General features: G+C 44.8%; 15 protein-coding genes and 1 pseudogene. 9 read left to right on the top strand and 7 right to left on the bottom strand.

Annotated features, from left to right (window positions below):
* Nucleotides 1-15 precede the first annotated feature (15 nt).
* The 4 genes and pseudogenes from era to ric all read left to right on the top strand — a co-directional run bounded on the left by era (nucleotide 16) and on the right by ric (nucleotide 3203).
* Nucleotides 16-893 (top strand): annotated as a pseudogene (gene era / locus GLV81_RS10325) (GTPase Era).
* A gap of 156 nt (nucleotides 894-1049) precedes the next feature.
* Nucleotides 1050-2204, top strand: coding sequence for a ribosome biogenesis GTPase Der (gene der / locus GLV81_RS10320; RefSeq protein WP_246185922.1), 1155 nt, complete (start codon nucleotides 1050-1052; stop codon nucleotides 2202-2204).
* A gap of 25 nt (nucleotides 2205-2229) precedes the next feature.
* The gene (locus tag GLV81_RS20315; RefSeq protein WP_246186381.1) at nucleotides 2230-2364 is read left to right on the top strand and encodes a hypothetical protein; all 135 of its coding nucleotides are present in this window, start codon (nucleotides 2230-2232) and stop codon (nucleotides 2362-2364) included.
* A gap of 122 nt (nucleotides 2365-2486) precedes the next feature.
* Nucleotides 2487-3203, top strand: a complete 717-nt coding sequence (gene ric, locus GLV81_RS10315) for an iron-sulfur cluster repair di-iron protein (RefSeq protein ID WP_157478796.1) — start codon at nucleotides 2487-2489, stop codon at nucleotides 3201-3203.
* A gap of 18 nt (nucleotides 3204-3221) precedes the next feature.
* Here ric and GLV81_RS10310 read toward each other — a convergent pair whose 3' ends face one another.
* Both GLV81_RS10310 and GLV81_RS10305 read right to left on the bottom strand, forming a co-directional pair.
* Nucleotides 3222-3449 carry a ferredoxin gene (locus GLV81_RS10310; RefSeq protein WP_157478795.1) on the bottom strand — a complete coding sequence of 76 codons (228 nt, stop codon included), beginning with the start codon at nucleotides 3447-3449 and terminating at the stop codon, nucleotides 3222-3224.
* Complete coding sequence (locus GLV81_RS10305) at nucleotides 3446-4699, bottom strand: peptidase U32 family protein (RefSeq protein WP_157478794.1); 1254 nt, start codon at nucleotides 4697-4699, stop codon at nucleotides 3446-3448. The genes GLV81_RS10310 and GLV81_RS10305 overlap by 4 nt, the downstream gene beginning before the upstream one ends.
* A 121-nt stretch (nucleotides 4700-4820) precedes the next feature.
* Between GLV81_RS10305 and GLV81_RS10300 the strand changes: the two genes are divergently transcribed.
* On the top strand, nucleotides 4821-5552 hold the full coding sequence (locus GLV81_RS10300) for a copper homeostasis protein CutC (RefSeq protein ID WP_157478793.1): 732 nt from the start codon (nucleotides 4821-4823) through the stop codon (nucleotides 5550-5552).
* Here the strand turns inward: GLV81_RS10300 and GLV81_RS10295 are convergent.
* From GLV81_RS10295 to GLV81_RS10285, 3 genes are all read right to left on the bottom strand, one after another.
* Nucleotides 5549-6901, bottom strand: a complete 1353-nt coding sequence (locus GLV81_RS10295; RefSeq protein WP_157478792.1) for a T9SS type A sorting domain-containing protein — start codon at nucleotides 6899-6901, stop codon at nucleotides 5549-5551. The genes GLV81_RS10300 and GLV81_RS10295 overlap by 4 nt on opposite strands.
* A 38-nt stretch (nucleotides 6902-6939) precedes the next feature.
* Nucleotides 6940-7821 (bottom strand): hypothetical protein, encoded by an 882-nt coding sequence (locus tag GLV81_RS10290; RefSeq protein WP_157478791.1) that lies wholly within the window; start codon nucleotides 7819-7821, stop codon nucleotides 6940-6942.
* A gap of 192 nt (nucleotides 7822-8013) precedes the next feature.
* Nucleotides 8014-9132 carry a metallophosphoesterase gene (locus GLV81_RS10285; protein WP_157478790.1) on the bottom strand — a complete coding sequence of 373 codons (1119 nt, stop codon included), beginning with the start codon at nucleotides 9130-9132 and terminating at the stop codon, nucleotides 8014-8016.
* 352 nt (nucleotides 9133-9484) lie between these two features.
* Here GLV81_RS10285 and GLV81_RS10280 point away from each other — a divergent pair, with 352 nt between their 5' ends.
* From GLV81_RS10280 to GLV81_RS10265, 4 genes are all read left to right on the top strand, one after another.
* Nucleotides 9485-10639, top strand: coding sequence for an FIST signal transduction protein (locus GLV81_RS10280; protein ID WP_157478789.1), 1155 nt, complete (start codon nucleotides 9485-9487; stop codon nucleotides 10637-10639).
* A 1-nt stretch (nucleotide 10640) separates the two neighbouring features.
* A complete protein-coding gene (locus tag GLV81_RS10275; RefSeq protein WP_157478788.1) occupies nucleotides 10641-12179 on the top strand; it encodes a response regulator in 1539 nt (512 codons plus the stop codon).
* A gap of 218 nt (nucleotides 12180-12397) precedes the next feature.
* Nucleotides 12398-13387, top strand: a complete 990-nt coding sequence (locus GLV81_RS10270; protein WP_157478787.1) for a glutamine synthetase beta-grasp domain-containing protein — start codon at nucleotides 12398-12400, stop codon at nucleotides 13385-13387.
* Between the two features lie 137 nt (nucleotides 13388-13524).
* Entirely contained in the window at nucleotides 13525-15720 is a 2196-nt protein-coding gene (locus GLV81_RS10265) for a glutamine synthetase III family protein (protein WP_157478786.1), read from the top strand.
* 72 nt (nucleotides 15721-15792) lie between these two features.
* Here GLV81_RS10265 and rsmG read toward each other — a convergent pair whose 3' ends face one another.
* On the bottom strand, nucleotides 15793-16449 hold the full coding sequence (gene rsmG, locus GLV81_RS10260) for a 16S rRNA (guanine(527)-N(7))-methyltransferase RsmG (RefSeq protein WP_157478785.1): 657 nt from the start codon (nucleotides 16447-16449) through the stop codon (nucleotides 15793-15795).
* 123 nt (nucleotides 16450-16572) lie between these two features.
* Nucleotides 16573-17706 (bottom strand): glycosyltransferase, encoded by a 1134-nt coding sequence (locus GLV81_RS10255; RefSeq protein ID WP_157478784.1) that lies wholly within the window; start codon nucleotides 17704-17706, stop codon nucleotides 16573-16575.
* Between the last annotated feature and the right edge of the window lie 107 nt (nucleotides 17707-17813).

The following is a 17813-nucleotide window of genomic DNA, read 5'->3' as shown; positions in this document are numbered from 1 at the left end:
GCCTTTTTTTATTCAATGAACTTTCAATCGGGCTTTGTAAGCATATTAGGCAAACCCAACGCCGGCAAAAGCACTCTCCTCAATGCATTGGTAGGCGAGAAGATGGCCATTGTCAGCCCCAAGGTGCAAACCACCCGCCATCGCATCAAGGCTTTTTTGAACGGCGATAATTTTCAAATCATTTTTCTGATACACCAGGCATCATAGAGCCGCAGTACAAGCTGCACGAACGCATGATGAAGCAGGTGCGCAACGCCATGGAAGATGCAGATGTGGGCTTGCTGGTGTATGATGTGGGAGAACTGCAGGACGAAGAAGCACATGCTTTTTTTCAGCAATTGAAATTGAAAGTGCCGGCCATTTTACTGGTCAATAAAATTGACAGCGTAAAAGAATCTGTCTGGAAAAAAACGGCGGCTTACTTTGCTGAAAGTGGAGCATACAAAGCTGTTATTCCTATTTCTGCATTGAAAGGTACTGGTGTACCCGAACTGCTGAAAACCTTGCTGCAGTTCATTCCGCAGGGCGATCCGTTTTACAGCACCGAAGACCTGAGCGACCTGCCTACCCGTTTTTTTGTAGGCGAAATTATTCGTGAAAAAATCTTTGAGTTGTATCATCAGGAAGTGCCGTATCACTCAACTGTATTGGTGCAGGAGTTTACAGAAAAAACAACGCTGATTAAAATACGGGCTGACATTATTGTACAGCGGGAAATGCAAAAGATCATCCTGATTGGCGATAAGGGAAGTATGATAAAAAAACTGGGCACCGCTGCCCGGATAGACATCGAGCAATTTTTAGGTCAGAAAGTATTTTTGGAATTGTTTGTAAAAGTGCGTCCGAAATGGCGGGATCAGGATGTGTTTTTGCGGGAGTATGGCTACGAATAGCCAATAACTTTTTACGAAAGCAGTACCTTTCAGTAATGCTATTTGAAACCGGGCACAAACAAACACCAGCATTGTCACACCGCTTTTTGCTTTGAAGAAAACCATCATTGGTTGCCGATAAATGCGCTGCTAATGATTGAAAAGAGAATAGAAGTTATGAGTTATACAGTTGCCATTGTAGGCCGACCGAACGTAGGAAAAAGTACCTTTTTCAATCGCTTGCTGGAACAGCGAAAAGCCATTGTAGATGATTTGAGCGGTGTAACCCGCGACCGCCAGTATGGCGTTGCCGATTGGAACGGTAAATCATTCAACATTATTGATACCGGTGGTTTTGTGCCCGATAGCGAAGATGTATTTGAGCGGGAAATTGCCCGTCAGGTAAAAATTGCAGTTGATGAAGCCAACGCCCTCATATTTATGACGGACGTGGCCACAGGTGTTACTGATCTGGACGAATCGATGGCAGACCTGCTGCGCCGCAGTACCAAGCCGGTGTACATGGTGGTAAACAAGGTTGATAACTACGAACGTCAGTTGATGGCCAACGAATTTTACAGCCTTGGATTTGATCAGGTGTTTTTTATCAGCAGCATGAGTGGTACGGGTACCGGCGAACTGCTGGATGCCGTAACGGCGCCTATCACAGAAAAGGATTCTGATGAAGTAGAACAAGTAGACTCATTGCCAAAGTTTGCCATTATTGGTCAGCCCAATGTGGGCAAGAGCAGTTTGCTGAATGCATTGGTGGGACAGGAGCGTACTATTGTGAGTGATATTGCCGGTACTACCCGTGATACCATTCACACCCATTACAACCTCTTCAGCAAAGAGTTTATTTTGATTGATACCGCAGGTATTCGCCGCAAAACAAAAGTGAACGAAGACCTCGAATTTTATTCTGTCATCCGGGCCATCAAAGCTATTGATGAAGCCGATGTATGTATGCTGCTGCTCGATGCAGAAAAAGGTATTACTGCACAGGACTTAAAAATCTACAGCCTGGCTGCCAACAAAGGCAAGGGGTTGGTGATACTCGTAAACAAATGGGATTTGGCGGAAAAAACCACCAACACAGCCCGTGACTATGAAAAAGTGCTGAAAGAAAAACTGGCACCTTTCAACGATGTGCCCATTTTGTTTATTTCGGCAAAAGAAAAAGTGCGGATTTTTAAAGCCATTGAGTTGGGTCTGGAAGTATTCGAGAGCAAACACCAGAAGATTCCTACTTCACAGTTGAATGATGTCATGCTCAAAGCCATTGAGTCATACAAACCACCTATGACAAGAGGCAACCCTGATCCGTATTAAATACATTACACAGTTGCCTACCAAAGTGCCTTCCTTTGCATTCTTCAGCAACCATCCGGATGACATTAAAACACCGTATAAAAATTACCTCGAAAATCAACTCCGCAAGAATTTTAATTTCAAAGGGGTGCCGGTGCGCATTTTTTTCCGGAAGAGTTAATTGTTGATTTCAAACATCATTGTAAGCCTGCAGGTACCACTCTTGCAGGCTTTTTTTGCATTATGCGTTGACGCATAAACTGCAGAATGATACGCAGGTAGGTTTGTAAAAAATTGATAACAATGACTATACAAGCCAACAACACTTTAGGAACAATTGTGAAACAGCATCATCTGACCGCACATATTTTGGAAAAATACCAACTGGATTTTTGCTGCAAGGGCAAACAAACACTCGAAGAAGCTTGTGCGCACAACCAACTCGATTTAAACATCGTATTAGCTGATTTGCAGCAAGTGAGCCTTGATGAACAACAACAGGCGCCACAAACAGAAAGTATGAATGTGGAAGAACTCATCAGTGTTATTATCCGAAAGCATCACTTGTATGTATTGCAGCAAGGTGCCTCTATTCAGCATCACTTACAAAAAGTGGCCAGCAAGCATGGCGACAAATTTCCTTACATGATTAAAGTGTGGGAAGTGTTTATGCCAGCATTGGCGCATCTTCATGACCACATGCAAAAAGAAGAGCAAATCTTATTTCCCAGAATAAGAGATGTATATGCCGCCAGTAAAAAGAAGCAGACTACACTTTTTTCTCCTGCCTACTTGCAGGCTCCTATAGCAGCAATGGAAGCTGAACACGATGATGCTGGCGATGCATTTGCACAAATTCGTGTGCTGACGAATAACTATGCCATCCCTGAGGGGGCATGTAATACATTTAGTTTGCTGCTGATGGAACTACAAGACTTTGAAGCCGATTTGCACAGGCATGTACACTTAGAAAATCATGTGTTATTTCCGGCAGCATTACAACTAATGGCCGCCAATTGAGTAAAGTGAAAGCAGCTGCTACAATTGTTTCAAGCGAATAATTTTTACAGGACACAATTTAGCAGCTGCCTCATTGGCTTCCCATTCATGGTCGGGCACTTGTACGGTCCAGAAACCACGACGTTCTGTTGCATCAATAAGTGTGCTGCGTCCATCTTTTTTACTCATCCGCCAGCGGTCGGGTGCTACTTCTACGCAGTAGTTGCAGCCTATGCATTTGTCGCGTTGCTGAGTGATGCTGATCATGCCATCTCCTCCACGGGTACAATTTTGTACAGCTTATCTGTTTTGTGAATGGGCACTTCTACCGGAAAGGCGCAGATATCGCCCTTGTTAGCAATAGACGCAGCGCCTGCATCATTCACATGCAATGAAGTAATACTGGTTTCATACACGCCAATATGTTTGCCGGTAATCATAATTTGGTCGCCTACCTGCAGGGGGTAGCTTTCAATCTTAAACTCCCCAATCTGACTTTTAGGGTAATAATGATGGCCTCTGCCCAGGTATATTTTACGGGTGCTGGCTTTGGAGCCAGAGCTGTCGGTCCATTCGCCCAGTTGCTGGCCAAACATGTAACCGCCCCAAAAACCACGGTTGTATACTTTTTCCATGGCCTGCATCCACCGATCAATTTTTTCTGGCGTTAATGCATGAGCGTTATAGGCGTCAATAGCTTCGCGGTAACATTGGGTTACCGTTTTTACATATTCGGGTCCTTTGCCACGGCCTTCAATTTTGAGTACCCGTACACCAGCGTCCAGCAATTGGTCAATGAATGGAATGGTGCATAAATCTTTTGGCGACATGATGTACTCATTGTCGATTTCCAGTTCATGTCCTTCTTCCATATCCACGACCTTGTATTTACGCCGGCAGTTTTGCAAACAGGCACCGCGGTTGGCTGATGAGTTTTGTGTATGCAGGCTCAAATAACATTTACCCGATACAGCCATGCACAATGCTCCATGGGCAAACACTTCTATGGCTACTAATTTGCCCGAAGGGCCCTTGATTTGTTCCCGCTCAATGCCATCGCAAATGGCTTTGATCCGGCGAATGCTGAGCTCCCTGGAAAGCACCACAACATCGGCAAAAAGACTATAGAAACGAACGGTTTCCAGATTGGTGATGTTTACCTGCGTGGAAATATGCACCTCCATTTGCAGCTGACGGGCCATGGCTATTACCGCCTGATCAGCAGCAATGACAGCAGTGATGCTGGCAGCCTTGGCCGCAGTAAGCAGGGTTTGCACCATGCGTACATCATGATCGTAAATGATGGTGTTGAGGGTGAGATAACTTCTGACCTTGTACCGTTCGCAGAGGGCTGCAATCTCAGGCAAATCGCTGATGCTGAAATTGATGCTGGAGCGGGCCCGCATGTTGAGCTGCTCTACACCAAAATACACGGAGTTGGCACCGCCCTGAATGGCGGCCATCATACTTTCAAAGCTGCCCGCAGGCGCCATGAGTTCAATTGGCTTGGCTGACATAGATGGATAAAACGCTGTGAAGCCGCGAAAATATTGGGCTCCCGACTGCTGCCCTATGATTTTCATCAGGCAGGCTGCCGCCTGAGAGAATCAAATATCTTAGCGGCCTAAAATCAGCAGTATGCCAGCGGCAGTATTAGAAGTGTGTTCGTTTGGAATTCAAACCAGTTTGATTGCAGAAAGAGTGGGTGCCAAAAGGGTAGAGCTCTGCGACAATCCTATTGAAGGAGGTACCACGCCATCTTACGGCGCCATTCGGCAGGTGCGGGAAAAACTATCGATAGCCGTGTATCCCATCATTCGCCCCCGCAGCATGAACTATTACTACGATGCCGATGAATTTGCCATGATGCTGCATGATGTACGCATGTGCAAGGAGCTGGGCTGCGATGGAATTTCTGTTGGTGTGCAACTCATCACCGGACAGGTAGATACCGACCGTATGAAGCGATTGGTAGAAGTGGCTTATCCAATGGGTGTTACTTCCAACCGGGTTATTGATGCAGCACCAGATCCTTTTGAAGCACTGGAAGCCTTGATTGATGCAGGCTGCGAACGGGTGTTGACTTCAGGGCAAGCGGCCACTGCGCCGGCAGGTAAAGAAGTGTTGAAAAAACTGGTAGAGCAAGCTGCAGGCAGAATCAGCATTATGCCGGGTGCGGGTGTAAAATCGGCCAATGTAAAAGCCTTGCTGGAATACACAGGTGCTTATGAGTGTCACACTTCTGCAAGAATAGAATGGCCCAATACGGTGCAGTATCAGAATCCACAAATTACCGATGCCGGTAGCATGTTTGTAGCGGATGAAGCAGAATTGAAAAAAGTGTTGCTCGAAATTCAGTCTATTGGCTAATACACGGTAAACAACTGCTGTGCCAATGGTATGGCTGCAGAACGGATGACATAAATACCAGCAGGCAAATTTGCGATATTGATTTGCTGCTGCACCTTTTCTGCCTTTACGATTGCAATTTGCTGCTGTACTAGTTGGCCATTGAGTGCATAAATGCCAATGTCGATAGTTTTTGCGGCAATGTTGTTTGCAATGAATTGTATGCTTCCTCTCGCAGGATTAGGGTAAACCTGAAATGAAGTATTACTGCCACGTTGCAGTAGCAGTACATTGGAATAGATGGTCTTACCAGCTTGATTGACTGCTTTGATACGATAATATACCTGATCTGAGGTAGCATTGTCAATCCAGTTGAAGTGCTGTTGCTCGCCATTGGTTACGGAATAGGGTAGACTGGCCACATGGGTAAAAACCGTCCCGTCAGAAGATTTTTCTATTACACTGACACCGTTGGCGGTTATGCCTGCTGCTAACCAATGTAGTTTAAACTGCTTTGGCGTTGCATTGCCAGATAGCGTAACAGAACGGAGAGGCAGTACAATATTTGCCAGATTTCCAATAATAACCCTGCCAAAAGATTGAAATCCATCTTCTGTTACAAAATTTGAAGTGGTATTTAAATCTATGTTGCCTTTAAAAGTCCACGATTCACCCTCATTATAACTAATAAAAACATCTAAAAAATTCTCATTGTTATCATTTAATTCATTGTGTAGATAGTGAAAGCTGGCACTAGTAGATGCAAGGTTAGAATTATTAGTAGGTATTATATCAAAGTATCGGGATACAGAACCTTCTCCTTGCACAACATGTCCTCTTCTTATTGTAGTAACACCTAAATTACTTAAGGAAGTTATTGCAAAACCTAAATTGCCAGGATTCACAGCTAGAGGCGCATTGAGTGTTACAATACTTTCAATATAGCCGCCGTTATAACCAGTTACTCTTTTACTATCGGTTTCACCTACGAGTATACCTGAAGTGCCCAGTTCAATTGTGTGATTATTTAAAAATAAACTATCACCAGCTATGAGTTGGAGTTGATTGCTCACGGCAATGTCAGCATTTAGTTGCATCCCATTTGCCGATTTGTTCATACTTAGGTTGTAAAAGCTACTACTGCTACTGCCCGCTATAAAACTACTGCTAGTAGTGCCGTTACCAGAAAAAATAAAAGTACTGGTTGATGGTACAATATTGCCATCGTTTGTTATCCCGAGATTATTTAGTACCACAGTTGCAGTTCCTTTGGCCACTAGCTGAGCCCCGTTAGAAATTTTTAGTGATTGCGCATGAGATAAATGAACAAATAATAAACCACAGAGATATATTGAAATATATTTTTTCATGATAGATGATTTAGGTTGAAGTAATAAAGCACAAAGTGTTACTTCACAAATTCAGCCTTGCTGCCAAATGCGTCTACCATAATGTGGAAATCAAGAAATAATAAACCAGCATCATCAGCATATGTGTCTGCTGCGTTCGAACTGTTTCTGGTAAGGCGGCAAATAAGAATACTGGATATCTTTTTGCCTGTTCCGTCTATGCCTGAATTATTGCTGGATAATGAAGTAATCATGTGACTATTTGCTGTAAATGGTCCTGTAGATACCACGGTGTTTGTAGTGATGTCTGGGAACACCTGAGGTGTTGAAGGATCATAATTTTGCCAGGTATACTCCAGTTTCCATTCAACGTTTCCAGATTTACTGGCCTTTGGCGACCAGTGTAAGTGGGGGTAAATTGTTGACCCCTCTTTCCAGGTGTGTGGCAGCTGAACCGTAAATGACATCGCTTCTAACTGAGAGTTGTTTCTGAAATACCATATTTCAGGACCAGAGGAACCTGAAAAATAACTGATTGCCGTGGCATCTCTTCCCCTGTCAAGTGTTATTCTCAGATCATCCCACCTTACCCCAAATGTGTTGAGTTTTACCCACTCTGGTGAGCCTGATGTGCCATTGTTGTAATAGTAACCTACACCATCGGCATGGGTGCCTGTAATACTGGCATTGGTATTGTACACCAGCAGGCTGGTTGCTGGGGATGGTATGGTTGTAGCGTCTGTAGTGGATGTAAGCGAAACTCTTGGCAGCAGCATGCCTTTGTTGGAACTTACTACATCCAGCATTGCCGATACATCAGGGTTGTTGCCTGTGGTATTAATAGCCATGTTTTGTGCTATAACAGTTTTGGTAAAAGCTGTAGAAAGCATAAACAGCAACATGGCTGATTTTCTGATTCGGGAGAGCATAGTGGGATTCATCTTATTCAGTTTTACAATGAATAATCATCCCAAAGGCCGGCTGGTATTAGAACTCCATTCAGAAAAAGATCAATGCTTGAATGGTGCACTTATGATGTGCTGTAGAATCTGTATAAAGTTCCACCATGATCGACTGTTAGATAGTGACATATGTCATCATTCTCACCTTTTTTGTAGACATTTCTGCCGAAATCAAAGCAGTATCCGGTCTCCATTGGGCAAAACCCTGTAAAATTGATCATCCTTCCAAAGTAGCCCTTCCGAGTGGCCACCGGCATGGTGTACATCTATGTTTATCACTTTATTGTTGAAATGCCGTGTGATTTGGTTGGCTACAATGGTATGTCCGGTTACAATATATTTTACTCCGAAAAGTGAAAGTGTACTGTCAATGGTTGCTTGCGTAGCTTTCTGGGTGCCGGTATAGTAGCCCCGGTACCAGTAAGGCCCAATTTCACTCATCACAATGGTGCTTTCAAGGTTGGGGCCTTCTCCGGTGGTATCTCTGTACAAGGGGCGGGCCAGCTGGTTCAGCTGTTGTACACTGGCCTGCATAGCATTTGTATACGGCGAAATGCCAGCATGTAAAAACAAAAACGGACCTATCTTTTCTACAATATTTTTTGCTACAAGCCAGCGCCCCAATACAGATTGCTCTCCAAAAATAGCAGCATAATTTTTGTGTAGCTGTTGTGTTTGATGCAGGTACAGCGGATGTACATAGGTGCTGTCGCCAGCCAGGTTCATTACTTCATGGTTACCCAGTATAAAATGCACTTTTCCACCGGCAGCTTGTGCCTGTTCTTCCAGTGCGTATATAAACCATAGTACTTCCAATACCTGAGAGCCACGGTCAACAAAATCGCCGGTAAATACAAGGTGCCCTTTGCCAAAAGTCCAATGCCATTGGTCGTTTATAACCCCTCCCGATTTTAATAATGCAATTAGTGCAGGCAGGTTGCCTTCAATGTCGCTTACAGCAAATAGCTGTGCCGGCTTGTTATAGCTGTGTTTTTCTATGGGGTAGTTGTGAGTGAGCTTACTGCTCAGTTGAATATGCTGATGTTGGTGCACAAAAGAAACCGCTAATGCCTGCTGCCTGCTCATGGCGAAACTTTGGTAAACAGGCTTCGTCAGTCCACTATCCGATGAAAACCGGAACACCTGTAAACTGTCGTTGCTATAAAAACAATAGGTGGAAGCCGATAGCGATATCTCTGGTCCGGGTTGTGCTGTTGCCTCTCCGGCTAATGCCGCAATGGCCATTATTTGCGCTACGCATAAAATAATATGAAATAAATGCTTACACACAGGTGCTAAAGATACCACCTGTTTGGCAGTTAGATCAAACCTGTAAATCCAACACAGGCGAAATATAAGGGGAAAGAATTTGCAAAATATATTCTTATATCATCTTTTTTTAATCGAAAAACAGATAATTTTGACATCATTTGATGGCGTGGCCATCTGTTGTTTAATATCCTTTCGCTTGGACTGCTGGTATATATGAGCAGTCAATCAAACTCAGGTGCGTAGATTGAACTACTGTGTTGGTATTGTTCATGGTATACTAAAAAAATATTGGCTGGAAAAAATAAGCTGCTGCAGTCTCAGGCCTGCATTGGTATTGTTGGTTCTTGCCATCATTGTAAAATAACACAGTATGAAAATCTGCGGCTTACAATATAATGGTACCTGGAGCAATACACATGCTACAGAGCAACTACAGCCGGAAATGGTACAGCTGGTGCTGGTATTTGGCGACAGATACTTATTGCAACAACCTTTTATTTATGATGCGCTAAAACTGCGCTTTCCCATTGCCAATATTGCAATGGCCTCTACCAGTGGTGAAATTTTACATGATGAAGTGCAGGAGAACACAGTGCTGGCAACTGCTATACAATTTGAAAGTTCATCTGTACAATGTTACAGTACCAATATTGCTGCTCATGCCGATAGCTTTCATGCCGGAAAATATTTGCGCAGTTGTTTTTCATCTGAAGGGTTGCAACTGCTTTTTATTCTTAGCGATGGTACTTTGGTAAATGGAACAGAACTCGTTGAAGGATTGAATGATACAGCCAGCAATGATGCTGTATTGATGACAGGAGGGCTGGCAGGAGATGGTGAAAGGTTTAAAGAAACAGTCACCGGATTAAATGCCTTGCCAGTAAGCGGCAATATAGTTGTGATTGGTTTTTACGGGCATCAGCTGGAAGTAAAAGGAAGTGCATTTGGCGGGTGGGATGAATTTGGTCCTTTGCGTACAGTAACCAGTTCGTATAAAAATATTTTGTATGAAATAGATGGCAGAAATGCCCTTGATTTATATAAAGAATATCTCGGTCCTTTTAAAGCAGAATTACCCGCATCAGCGTTGTTGTTTCCTTTATCTGTAAGGGTTGGGCAAATGCCCGCCGTTACCCGCACCATCCTGTCTATTGATGAAGAAAATCATACTATGCTGTTTGCCGGCAACATTCCCGAAGGCAGTAAGGTAAGGCTTATGAAGGCCAATTTTGAACGCCTGATGGAAGCATCGGAATCAGCTGCTGCATCAGTAGCCGTCAGCAATAAAGAAGACAATACGTTGGCTATTCTTGTAAGCTGTGTAGGTAGAAAAATGATTTTACACAAACGCACCTACGAAGAATTGCATGCTGCCAGAAAAATACTGGGCCATCAAACATTTATCACTGGCTTTTATTCGTATGGCGAAATATCGCCATTTCAAAATACCCCTGGATCCTGTGGTTTGCAAAACCAAACAATGACGATTACAACACTGTGTGAGCACAGCACTTCAAACCATTAGTATGACTACCAAACTTCAGCAATCCGATTTCGTACCAACGCTTAACAAGCAGATAGACAGGTATTTTTCTACAGGTGTAAATGAAGAAAATCTGTCGGCATTTTTAAAAGTAGTAAATGAAACCTATCAGTGGTTTGAACGAGACAAACTACTGTCGGAACATGCCTATGCCGTGAGTGAAAAAGAGTACCAGGATGCTGTGAGCCACCTGGAATCTCAGCACGACATCATCCGTCAATCGGTGGGCTTACTCAAAGATGCCATACAACGCATTGATAAAAATGCCGTTTTACATGTAGATGATGCAGAAGCAGAAATCATTAATGTAGTGCGGTATTTAAACAAGCAATTGGAGGTGCAGCGCAACCTGGAACAGCAGTTGATAGTAAGCAAAGAATTTGCCGAAAAAGCTGCACAGGTAAAGTCTGATTTTTTGTCCGTCATGAGTCACGAAATCAAAACACCATTGAATGCCATCATTGGCTTGTCGCACCTGTTGCAACAACAGCAGTTTACCCATGAGCAAGCAAGAAATATCAACGCACTGCATGCCGCTGCCGAAAACCTGCTGAGTTTGGTAAATGATATTCTCGACTTTAATAAAATAGAAGAAGGAAAAATTCAACTGGCACCACGCATGGTAGATCCGCGGGTAATACTCAACAACCTGAAATATGCCTATGCCTTAAAGGCCAACGAAAAGCAAACCATCATTAAACTTACCATCGATGAAAATCTGCCGGCGCATATACTGGTAGATGATGTGCGGCTAAACCAAGTACTGCACAACCTGATGTCGAATGCGGTAAAATTTACCAACAAAGGGCAGGTGTGGCTGAGTGTAATGGTGGAGCCCTCCAGCAACGAGGAGCATATTCAGTTGCGCTTTTGCATAAAAGACAGCGGCATTGGCATTGCCAAAGAAAAACAACACCTCATATTCGATCATTTTACACAGGCCGATTCAAATATTACCCGGCAGTACGGGGGCTCCGGTCTTGGGTTGAGTATTGTAAAACGCATTTTGCAGCTCATGAATTCTCATATCGACCTGCAAAGTGCACCCGGCAAAGGGGCAGCGTTTTCATTTGTGCTGAGCTTGCCGGCCTTGGTAGCAGGTGAACCACAAAATGCCCCGCACCCCGACAAAAAGTTGCATAACGATTTCAGCGGCATCAATGTGTTGGTGGTAGATGACATTGAGTTTAATGTAATGGTGGCAGAGCAAATGCTTACCAATTGCAATGCCAGCTGCAGTCATGCCGCCGATGGCATAGAAGCTGTGAAAATGGCTCGGACCAATCATTACGACCTCATTCTTATGGATTTGCAGATGCCACATATGGATGGTTTTGAAGCTACCCGCCGCATCAGAGAATTTAATACCACTACTCCGGTGGTGGCTCTTACGGCCTCATCTGAGCCCGAGGTTATTATTAAAGCTAAGGTGCTGGGTATGGACGACTACCTGATGAAACCATTTAATCCCAATGACTTTTACAACATGGTAGCCCACTACAGTGGCTACGTACGTGGATAGTAATATAGAGGTGGAGCAATATCAAATAATAAAAAAACAACATGTAAATAATTTTTGAGAAAAAAAGGGTTACCTGATGGTTTAGCTGAGAATTATTCAAAAAATTTGGACGGCTATTCGCTGTAAATGGCTTTTCCGTACCATTGCATCTTTAAAATTTGCCTTTCACAACTAAAACCAATATATAATTCGTATGGCAGCAAGCTAAGCTTGAGTACATTTGGCTCGATGGATGTCAACCAACACAGAGCCTTCGTAGCAAAACAAAAATTGAAAAAGACTTTAGTGGTAAACTGGAAGATTGCGGTATGTGGAGCTTTGATGGCTCTTCTACTGAGCAGGCCCCCGGTGGTTCTTCCGACTGTTTGCTGAAGCCTGTGTACATCATTCCCGATCCGCAGCGTAAGAATGCGTACCTCGTAATGTGCGAAGTGTTGAACGCCGACGGTACCCCTCACGAAACCAACGGTCGTGCCCATATCGACGACGACGACAATGATTTCTGGTTTGGTTTTGAGCAGGAGTATTTCCTGTGGGATCCTTCTACCAGCAAGCCGCTCGGTTTCCCTGCCAACGGTTACCCCCGTCCTCAGGGTCCATATTATTGTTCAGTAGGTGCTTACAATGCTTTTGGCCGCGAAATCGTAGAAGAACACCTCGATGCATGCCTCGAAGCCGGTTTAAATGTTGAAGGCATCAACGCCGAAGTAGCCGCCGGTCAGTGGGAATTCCAAATTTTTGCCAAAGGTGCCAAAGAAGCCGGCGACCAAATCTGGTTGGGCCGTTATTTGCTCGAACGCATCGGTGAAAAATACGGCGTTGCCATCAACTGGCATTGCAAGCCGTTGGGCAACCTCGACTGGAATGGTAGCGGTATGCATGCCAACTTTAGCAACACCCTGTTGCGTACCGGTGGCAGCAAAGAAATCTTCGACAAAGTGTGTGAAGCTTTCCGCCCCGTGGTAAAAGAACACATTGAAGTATATGGTGCCGATAACCACCTGCGTCTTACCGGCAAACACGAAACTGCCAGCATCCACGATTTCAGCTACGGTGTATCAGACCGCGGTGCTTCAATCCGTATTCCTGTAAACGTTCCTAAGTGGGGCTGGAAGGGATACCTCGAAGATCGCCGTCCAAACTCTGCTGCTGATCCTTACAAAGTGGCAGCCCGCATCATCAAGACTGTAAAGTCTGTACAGGCATAAGCACTTTTTCTTGTTATAGCAATCGAATCACAAGCAATCGAAAAGGCCAATTCCCTTTGTGGAGTTGGCTTTTTCATTAGGCGCAATGGCGCTTTTTCGTTTCTTTTACGCAAGGAAAAAAAGCTAAATAAGAAGATATGGAATCGTTACGTTTTAATGCATTGAAATCGCTGCAAAGCCACCCGACCGAAGTGCCGGTGGCCGCTTCTAAAAAAGTAACTGCCATTTTTGGCGAAAATGTTTTTACCCTCGATGTGGCCCGGCATTACCTGGCCGACGAAGCGTATAAAAGCCTTATTGCCAGTATTGAAAGTGGTAAAAAAATAGACCGTTCGATGGGCAATCAAATTGCCAACGGCATGCGGGCTTGGGCCGAAAGCCGCGGTGTAACGCACTTTACACACTGGTTTCAGCCACTCACAGGCACCACTGCCGAAAAACACGATTCATTTTTTACCATCAAAGGCGATGGAACTCCCATCGAACAATTTGAAGGTGACTCGCTGATTCAGCAGGAACCAGACGCATCCTCTTTCCCCAGTGGTGGTTTGCGGGCCACTTTCGAAGCCCGTGGCTACACCGCCTGGGATCCCAGTTCGCCGGCGTTTATCATGGAAATTGGCCATGGTAAAACCCTTTGTATTCCCACCATTTATGTAAGCTATACCGGCGAAAGCCTCGACACCAAAACGCCTTTGCTGCGCAGTTTGGATGCACTCAACCGTGCGGCTGTAAGTGTGTGCCATTATTTCGACCGCAATGTGGGCCATGTAAAAGCCACACTGGGTTGGGAACAGGAATACTTTGTGATAGATGCAGGCATGGCCAACAGCCGTCCCGATCTGGTCCTCACTGGTCGTACTGTTTTCGGTCATTCTTCCGCCAAAGGGCAGCAGTTGGAAGACCACTACTTTGGCTCCATTCCTGAGCGGGTGTATGCTTTCATGCGTGACTTTGAAGAGGAATCTTACCGCCTCGGCATTCCGCTGCGTACCCGCCACAACGAAGTAGCGCCCTGTCAGTACGAATGTGCTCCCATTTTTGAAGAAGCCAACCTGGCAGTAGACCACAATATTTTGCTCATGGACATCATGAGCCGGGTGGCCAAGCGGCATAACCTGAAGGTATTGCTGCACGAAAAACCCTTTGCCGGCATCAATGGTAGTGGCAAGCACAACAACTGGAGCATGAGCACCGATACCGGTGTAAACCTGTTGGCACCTGGCAAAACGCCAAAGACCAACCTCATGTTCCTCACGTTTTTTGTGAATGTGATTAAAGCAGTGCATGATTATGCCGATTTGCTGCGGGCCAGTATTGCCAGTGCGGGCAACGACCACCGCCTCGGAGCGAATGAAGCACCACCTGCTATCATCTCTATTTTCATCGGTAAGTTTTTGACCGAAGTATTGAATGAGGTAAAAGAACGGGTAGGCGACAACTTTACCGAGCAGGATGAGATTTTGTTGAAGCTCGACATTCACAAAACCATTCCTGAACTGCTGCTCGACAACACTGACCGCAACCGTACTTCTCCCTTTGCTTTCACGGGCAACAAATTTGAGTTCAGGGCCGTGGGCAGCAGTGCCAACTGTGCCAACGCGATGACGGTGCTCAACTCCATTATGGCTGCAACGCTCAATGCATTTAAGCAGGATGTAGACAGCCTGATAGAAAAAGGAGAGAAGAAGGAAGTGGCCATCATGGAAACCATCAAAAAGTACATTGTAGCTTCAGAAAAAGTACTGTTTGAAGGCGACGGCTACAGCGATGAATGGCATGCAGAAGCGGAACGTCGTGGCCTGCCCAACGTGCCCACCACACCACTGGCATTGGATGCATTTCTGACACAGGTATCAAAAGACATGTTTGAAAAGCTGGAAGTGTACAACCATGCCGAACTGGAAGCCCGTCATGAAATCATGCTGGAAGAATACATCAAGCGGGTGCAAATTGAAAGTCGTATTATGGGCGAATTGTGCACCAGTCATATATTGCCCAGTGCCATCAAGTATCAAAACATACTGATTGAAAACATCAAAGGGCTGAAAGACCTGGGCATGATCGGAAATGCATTTGCCAATCAGGTACAGATTCTCGAAAAAATCAGCAAGCACATTGCAGAAGTGAGTGATGGTGTAGAAAAAATGATTGAAGCACGTAAGGCTTGCAATGCTATGACCAACACCCGTGCCAGAGCTATTGCCTACTGCAATACCGTAAAAGAAGCCTACTTCGATAAAATTCGGTATCATGTAGACAAGCTGGAACTGCTCGTAGACGATCAATGCTGGCTGCTGCCCAAGTACCGTGAAATGTTGTTCATTCGCTAATCAGCAATAGATAAACAAAAGCCCTGCACACAATTGTATGCAGGGCTTTTTAATGTCGTTAATGTATCTCCGTTATTTTACCTGAAGAATGAATTTTTCGTTGAAAAATTCCTCTGGAAAAATTTCATTGATGGGCCAGATGAAAGGCTTGCGGCCACTGTCGTGAATTTCTTGTGCCAGATCGCCGCCTTTCAAACAAATAAGCCCGGCAGGTATTTCCATGTCTTCAGTGGCTTGTGCACCAAAATGCTTGCGAACTTCAGATGGTTTGTTTAGCAAGTGTTTACTCCAGCTCAATAAATCTTTTAATGGTGCTACAGCACGGCTTACGGCCACATCAAACTTACGGTTGGTGATTTGCTCAGCACGGGTATGCTGAGTGGTAATGTTTGGGATACCGGCACCTGCAGCCACTTCTTGAATCACCGTTAGTTTTTTGTTGATGCTGTCCACCGCATGAAACTGCACTTCCGGAAAAAAAATGGCCAAGGGTACAGAAGGGAAACCGCCACCAGCGCCTATATCAATCACCTGCATGCCGGGCTGAAAATCGAAGATGGCCGCAATACTCAACGAATGCAACACATGCTTCAAATACAGGCTGTCAATATCCTTGCGGGAAATGACATTGATTTTCTCATTCCATTCTTTGTACAACCCTTCCAGCGCCTGCAATTGCTGCAGTTGCGTAGGTGTAAAATCAGCGAAGTATTTTGTCAGTATCTCCATGAGTAAAGAACGATTATAAACGAGATGAGTTGTCTGAAAGGGAAGTGTATTTACTTGTCAACTCTTCAACCAATCAACTGATTTTTCTCCTCCCTTTAGGGAGGCCGGGAGGGTGCAATCACACTACTTCCAACTACTCTTCGGCTTCACAAATACCGACAGCGAGAAAATGATGTAGTAGAAAAACTGCCAGATATCCAACAACCAGAACAGCGGAATCAAATCATTTTCTTTCAGGCGCTGCATGGCTTTGCCCCATACAATGCCTTGCATCAGCCAGCGGAAAGCGAGTGCTCCTAAAGCAAACTGCCAGCTGAAAAAGATGGCACTCACAATGAGCAAAGGATAAAACAACCAGTTCACTAAAGCATAAGTGCCGAGCAAAAACTGATGACTGGTTTTATAATATTTCGCTGTGCTGTAGTGACGGTTTTTTTGCTTCCACCACTGTGCAAAATCGGCGGCCGGTTCGCTGTAGGTAAATGTGTCCGGATCAATCACAATGGCCGTGTTTTCTTTGGTGGCCACTTTGTTGATGAACATGTCATCATCACCGCCCGGAATGTGGTTGATACTGGAAAACCCCTTGGCTTTGAAGAACAAATTTTTGCGATAGCTAAGATTGCGGCCTACGCCCATGTATGGCGTACCTGCCAGCGCATAACTGAAATATTGCAGCGCTGTATGAAAAGTTTCAAACCGCACCAGCTTGTTGAACAGGCCCGGCTTTTTTTCGTGTGCACCATAGCCCAGCACCACTTCAATATCATCGGTGTATGCGTCCTGCATTTTTTGAATCCACCATTCGCTGGCGGGTTTGCAATCGGCATCGGTGAGCAGCATTACTTCAAACTTGCTCGATTTTATGCCTATACTCAACGGATATTTTTTACCGGGAATATGCTTGGCTTCCTGCGTCAGGTTCACCGGCTTCAAATGACGAAACATCCGCTCAAGCTCTTCCAGAAAAAACTTGGTATCGTCGAATGAGTTGTCGTTGACCACCATTACTTCATGCGTGGTGGGGTACTGCTGCGTTAAAATGGGTGGCAGGTTTTGCTCCAGGTTATGGGCTTCATCTCTGGCACAAATAATAACACTCACCGGATGCGTTTGCGACTGAAACTTGTCCTTCGATTTGTAGAGCAAAAAGCGAAGAAAGAAGTACAGGTTATACAGCAGCTGGATGAGAAGGGTGAGGCATAGTGCAAGAAAAATATAAAAAGGCCATTGATGTAGTATGTCGTTCCAGTTCATTCGGATGCGTGTTTTGGGGTACGGGGATAGCTGTCAGCCAAGGCATGTCAGGATTCTTCACAGCCAACGCATACCCCGCTTCAATCCGCAAAAATAAGGTTTGAGGC

This window comes from Phnomibacter ginsenosidimutans (assembly GCF_009740285.1).
Lineage (GTDB): Bacteria > Bacteroidota > Bacteroidia > Chitinophagales > Chitinophagaceae > Phnomibacter > Phnomibacter ginsenosidimutans.
Note: the sequence above shows the minus strand (reverse complement) of the source record. Positions and strands in the feature narration are given on the sequence as shown.

Excerpts from the sequence above, each read along its gene's own strand:
- der (WP_246185922.1), top strand. The coding sequence starts at position 1,050 with ATGAGTTATACAGTTGCCATTGTAGGCCGACCGAACGTAGGAAAAAGT.
- rsmG (WP_157478785.1), bottom strand. The coding sequence starts at position 16,449 with ATGGAGATACTGACAAAATACTTCGCTGATTTTACACCTACGCAACTG.
- GLV81_RS10310 (WP_157478795.1), bottom strand. The coding sequence starts at position 3,449 with ATGATCAGCATCACTCAGCAACGCGACAAATGCATAGGCTGCAACTAC.
- GLV81_RS10300 (WP_157478793.1), top strand. The coding sequence starts at position 4,821 with ATGCCAGCGGCAGTATTAGAAGTGTGTTCGTTTGGAATTCAAACCAGT.
- ric (WP_157478796.1), top strand. The coding sequence starts at position 2,487 with ATGACTATACAAGCCAACAACACTTTAGGAACAATTGTGAAACAGCAT.
- GLV81_RS10265 (WP_157478786.1), top strand. The coding sequence starts at position 13,525 with ATGGAATCGTTACGTTTTAATGCATTGAAATCGCTGCAAAGCCACCCG.
- GLV81_RS10305 (WP_157478794.1), bottom strand. The coding sequence starts at position 4,699 with ATGTCAGCCAAGCCAATTGAACTCATGGCGCCTGCGGGCAGCTTTGAA.
- GLV81_RS10295 (WP_157478792.1), bottom strand. The coding sequence starts at position 6,901 with ATGAAAAAATATATTTCAATATATCTCTGTGGTTTATTATTTGTTCAT.
- GLV81_RS10290 (WP_157478791.1), bottom strand. The coding sequence starts at position 7,821 with ATGAATCCCACTATGCTCTCCCGAATCAGAAAATCAGCCATGTTGCTG.
- GLV81_RS10280 (WP_157478789.1), top strand. The coding sequence starts at position 9,485 with ATGAAAATCTGCGGCTTACAATATAATGGTACCTGGAGCAATACACAT.
- GLV81_RS10255 (WP_157478784.1), bottom strand. The coding sequence starts at position 17,706 with ATGAACTGGAACGACATACTACATCAATGGCCTTTTTATATTTTTCTT.
- GLV81_RS10275 (WP_157478788.1), top strand. The coding sequence starts at position 10,641 with ATGACTACCAAACTTCAGCAATCCGATTTCGTACCAACGCTTAACAAG.